Below are 4,960 nucleotides of genomic sequence, written 5' to 3'. Positions count from 1 at the left end.
TAGATTAGATATTTATATTTTACAGGGAAGTCGAACGTATGTCTCTATTTTTAGAATAAAAAAAGCTGACTGCTAGGTCAGCTTGGCCCTATCCATCCCCGCATTAAAATACGGGGATTTTCGGGCGTTTTTCATTAAAAAAATCTTGTAAAATTAAGGGCTTTCAAATCACTTTTCAAGCCTTGCTGTGATTGAATCTAGCTTACTCTTGGTTTCTGATAGATTATCATTAACTAATATGTGTGCATAATCTTTCAAGTCTTCCGGCAACAGATTTAATTCACTGCCGCTGAGTCGTTCTTTGATCTTTTCGGGATCATCTCCTCGCTTTAAAAGCCGCTCTTTTAATTCTTCTTTAGTCGAAGTTGTGACATAAAGAAAATAAACTTTATTGCCTAATTGTTTCAAATAAGTATAAACACCTTTAATATCGACAATTAAAGAAACGAGATCGCTCTTTTTCCAAGCAAGGTTTAAGGCTTCACGACTTGACCCATATTGATAAGAGCCATATCTGACGTGCTCAAAAAAGTGCAATGTCTTGAAGCTTTCATCCGTTTCAAAATGATAGGAGACATTCTGCTTTTCCCCTGGTCTCATTGGACGCGTCGTGTGTGTCAAAACACGTGGTATGCCATATTTTTCATTTAAATAATCAGAAATCGTTGTCTTTCCGGCGCCGCTCGGGCCCGCGATCAAAATTATTTTCTTCAAAAGAAAGTCCCCCACTTGAAAATGTTGCTCATCTATATTAACATTCCAATGTTACAAAAGACCAAGATTTTTTATCAAGAGAGGAGATAACTCCATGAAAAAAGCAGATGTAAAAGTTGGCGCAATCGTTGGTGCCAAGTCAGAAGAAGAACTTAAGAAGCCATTCCAAGGTAAGGTAGAAAAAATTTATGAAAATTCTGCTCTCTTAGCTATCACTTCATACGATCCAGTTGATGCCACTGCAATTAGTGACTTGAACAACAAGATTGTGGTCAACTTCAAAAACTTAAAGGCTGCTCGTGCCGCTAAAAATAGTAAGACTGCTTCAACTAACGAAGTTAAAGTTGAAAAGATTGCTAAAACTAAAAAGGCTAACAAAGACAGCAAGAAGTAAAACAAAATTCAAAAAGATCCTGGGTAATATTTACGCAGGATCTTTTTTTGCCTAAAATTAATACAATATCGATCTATTTAGGGAGATTTTTTATGAAAGAGAAAACTCGAACCGTTTTATTCTGGTTCATCCTTATTCAGCCGTTTTTGGACCTTTATTGGTTTTATCATGGCAAATTGGCTGACGTCTTGCCGTTTACTTTGCCTACAATCATTAGAATTTTGGCTGTTTTTGTTATCTTTTGCATGTTCTTTAGTCAAAAACAGAATTGGCAAAAATTGGGTAAAAACAAATGGCTACTGTTTTATTTAGCCTTGCTAGTAATTTACTCGGCTCTACACTTGTTACACGTGAAACATTTTAATAGTATTAATCCAAATGATTACAACTATTCGACTGTCAGTGAAATCTTCTATCTCATTAGAATGCTTTTGCCGCTGATGGTGATTTTCTTTACTACCGCGTTAGATTTCACTCACGATCAATTCAGACATGTAATTGAAGGAATCAGCGGACTATTTTCATTCACCATCGTGATCAGCAACCTTTTCGTGATTTCACTTAGAAGTTACGAAACCGGCCCGATCAGTGCCAATATTTTTGAATGGTTCTTCAATCCTAACATCGGCTATTCCCACATGGCTTCTAAAGGCTTCTTCAACTTTGCCAACATGGTCTCAGCCGTACTATTCATGCTAGTGCCCCTGATGCTCTACTTCATGTTCAGTCATTTTAATTGGAAAACCGTTACTTTAAATGTCGTGCAGGCCCTCGCAATGATCGAACTTGGAACTAAAGTAGCGCTAATCGGCTTAATTGGTGGCATTATCATCGGTATTTTGCTCTACCTTTTCCATTTGTTCATTGTCAAAGATGTCATCAAGAACGGCAAGGCAATTTTAGTAGCGCTGATAATCGAAATTGGTGCGATGGCGATTATCCCCTTCGGTCCAGCAATCCAGCGTTACAATTATGAAAAGTTTTTAGCGCAACAATCTGATAACAGCTTAACTGTTGCTAAGAAAGAATTAGCCGCTGGTCTTAAAAAATATCCAAGCGGCGAAAAACGGAAGCAATTTTTAATCGAATTTATCGAAGAGCATTATCAAGATTATGCCCTAAACAAAAAGTTTGTCACTAAGAGCTACCCTTACAAATATGATCCAGAATTTTGGCTTAAGATCATGAACGAGCCGGGAACTGCGCGGATGCAAAACCGTCACGTTGAAAGGGCTATGCTAGATCAAGTAGTTAAGACTAACAATAATAAGTTGGACAAGTTCTTAGGTATCTCATATACCCGTGAGACCAACATTTTTAACCTAGAGCGAGACTTCACCAGTCAGATCTATTCATTAGGTTGGATCGGGATGTTGCTATTTGTTGGCCCGTACGTAGCAATCATGCTGTACGCTTTTGTTAAATGGCTAATGAATAGAAGAAAACGCACCTACCTGATTAGTTCCATGCTGCTTTCAATCGCTTTTATGCTGTTTGCGGCATTTTCATCAGGCAACGTCATGGACTTTTTAACCGCCAGCTTCATCTTAGCCTTCGTTGAAGGTGGATTATTAGCTGAAATTAAAGCCAAAAATTAAAGATACAAAAATCCTCATTCGTCTTTGAATGGGGATTTTCTTTGCTTATTTTCCTTGCTTGATGAAGCTTTGATCTGGCACCCGGATCAAGTAATAACGCGTTGCCAAATGCCCTGCGTGCATTCCAATACCGTTTTGCCAATTCTTCTTATATGTCGCCGTATAAATGGCTACATAAGCACGTTGATATTTCTTATCCATTTTCTTAAGCGTCTTTTTAACGTATGGAATCTTTTCTGCATTAACATCTAATGCCGTATCACCATACGCAATCGATGCATAATCACTAGACGCCGTGATTTTGCTTCCTGCCTTATAAAAAGTATATGACTGAGAACCGTATCTCTTCTTAGCTGAATTGATCGTGACATAGCTTGAATTGCCAACCCCTGTCTTCATTATCAGCGGTTCATATTTAACGCTTGAAGTAATTCGACTTGCATCTTCCAAATCTGGATTATCCATAAATGTTTGATTAAACATCCAGCCAGCTGCTACAAATAAAATGACCACCTCAACTATATTCAAGATAAAGTTAGGCCAGCTAAAGTGCTTATGCTGTTTAATAATCATCTTAATTCGTCTACGACGAATATTTTGGATAATAAATACTAAATACAGTATGATGGCAACCCAGGTTAAGATACCAATAATATTCCAGCTAAACATGACGATTCCTCCTTGCTCTACATTATAGGGGAATTTTTTCAAAATTTGAATAGCTTAACTATTGAATACTTGGGATTTAGGTGAGAAGATAGGCATTGAGTACATTAGATTTATTAGGTATAAAATATGGTAGCAATAGCATTTTATTCAATAACTGGGCAAACTAAACGTTTTATTGATAAAACGCAATTAGAAGCCCATCAGATCAGCGATGCTAAACCCAAATTTGATATGGGTCAAAAGTACATTTTGATCGTTCCTGCATACCAGGATTTCATGATGGATTCAGTCGTTAACTTTTTAACGTATAAAGACAATAAAAAGAATATTATCGGAATTATCGGTTGTGGTAATCGTAACTTCAACGACCTTTTTGCTCAAACCGCGAAGAAGATCGCAGCTACGCTAAAAGTGCCGATTCTTTATTTATTGGAATTTAGTGGCACAAGTGAAGATGTCAAAAACGTTCGCAAGATTGTTCATGATCTTTCTACTGGTGAAAGCAACAAGAAAATCCAAAAACCTAAAGAATTACGTGGAAATATTAGCTTTTTGAGTGATTTTAGAGATTGAGTATGACTGAGAAATATTACGAAGCAATTAACTGGAATGACATGGAGGATCGTGTCGACAAATCCGCTTGGGCGAGACTAAACGATATTATTTGGGAACCTCGCAACGTTCCGGTTAGAGAAGATAAAAAAGAATTTATAAAATTAGATAAGCCAATTCAAGAAGCTTTGCTTCATGCTTTTGGAGCATTGTCTTTCTCGTCTGGCTTACAAATGCGTAACGGTATTGAACAGATTAAGGCGGACGCAATTACGCCTGAAGAATCTGCCGTTTTAAACGCGTTGCAATATTTGGAATCAATTGCCAATAAGGGTTACAGTTATGTTTTGCATGAGTTATCTGATGACAAGACTGTCGAAGAAACTTTGAATTGGGCAAACAATAATCCTTATTTGCAAAATAAGATCCATATTTTAAATAAAATCTATCAAAGTGGAGATGCCTTGCAGAAAAAAGCAGCTAATGTAATTTTGGAAACTGCTCTTTATCACTCTGGCTTCTTCGCCCCACTCTACTTGTTCGGTGACGGCAAGATGGTTAGAACTGCTGAAATTGTTAAGTTAGCCTTACGTGGTACTTCATTCAGCGGTATCTATCCTGGATATAAGTTCCGCTTAGGCTATAGCAAGCTTGGCAAGAATGAACAAGATAGATTAAAGGAATGGATCGAAAACTTATACGATGAGTTAGTAGCTAACGAAGAAAAGCACATTCATTTAATATATAAAGGCACTGGTTGGGAAGAAGATGCCAAACATTACTTCTACTACAGCGTCAATAAAGCTTATCTTAACTTAGGCTTTTCAGGTAAGTATCCTGATACAGCTGATACTATTAACGCGACAATCGAAAAAGGTGTAATTAAGAGTGCCGTATTGGAAGACTTCTTCTTCTACACCAATGACCATTCGCTTAATAAATTTAAAGAAATCAAATAATATTAACCTTGATGTACTAAAGTGTCTGGGAAAAAACTAATTCTCAGACAGGAAAAAAGAACGATGATTTCCTA

6 protein-coding genes are annotated in these 4,960 nt (G+C 37.0%); 4 read left to right on the top strand and 2 right to left on the bottom strand.

Annotation, left to right across the window (positions count from 1 at the left end):
- Positions 1-168: 168 nt before the first annotated feature.
- Entirely contained in the window at positions 169-714 is a 546-nt protein-coding gene (locus tag CP355_RS09400) for a guanylate kinase (RefSeq protein WP_087176914.1), read from the bottom strand.
- A gap of 94 nt (positions 715-808) precedes the next feature.
- On the opposite strand from CP355_RS09400, the gene CP355_RS09395 reads away from it, so the two are divergent.
- Positions 809-1,108 carry a DUF2187 family protein gene (locus CP355_RS09395; RefSeq protein ID WP_087176915.1) on the top strand — a complete coding sequence of 100 codons (300 nt, stop codon included), beginning with the start codon at positions 809-811 and terminating at the stop codon, positions 1,106-1,108.
- Between the two features lie 92 nt (positions 1,109-1,200).
- A complete protein-coding gene (locus tag CP355_RS09390) occupies positions 1,201-2,706 on the top strand; it encodes an O-antigen ligase family protein (protein WP_098044405.1) in 1,506 nt (501 codons plus the stop codon).
- Between the two features lie 45 nt (positions 2,707-2,751).
- Here the strand turns inward: CP355_RS09390 and CP355_RS09385 are convergent, their stop codons facing one another.
- Positions 2,752-3,375, bottom strand: coding sequence for an LVIS_2131 family protein (locus CP355_RS09385; RefSeq protein WP_098044404.1), 624 nt, complete (start codon positions 3,373-3,375; stop codon positions 2,752-2,754).
- A 126-nt stretch (positions 3,376-3,501) separates the two neighbouring features.
- Here CP355_RS09385 and nrdI point away from each other — a divergent pair, with 126 nt between their 5' ends.
- Positions 3,502-3,948 carry a class Ib ribonucleoside-diphosphate reductase assembly flavoprotein NrdI gene (gene nrdI / locus CP355_RS09380; RefSeq protein WP_098037191.1) on the top strand — a complete coding sequence of 149 codons (447 nt, stop codon included), beginning with the start codon at positions 3,502-3,504 and terminating at the stop codon, positions 3,946-3,948.
- Between the two features lie 2 nt (positions 3,949-3,950).
- Positions 3,951-4,886 (top strand): ribonucleotide-diphosphate reductase subunit beta, encoded by a 936-nt coding sequence (locus CP355_RS09375; protein WP_098044403.1) that lies wholly within the window; start codon positions 3,951-3,953, stop codon positions 4,884-4,886.
- Positions 4,887-4,960: the final 74 nt, after the last annotated feature.

This window comes from Lactobacillus sp. UMNPBX4, from assembly GCF_002554115.1.
GTDB lineage: Bacteria > Bacillota > Bacilli > Lactobacillales > Lactobacillaceae > Lactobacillus > Lactobacillus gallinarum.
Note: the sequence above shows the minus strand (reverse complement) of the source record. Positions and strands in the feature narration are given on the sequence as shown.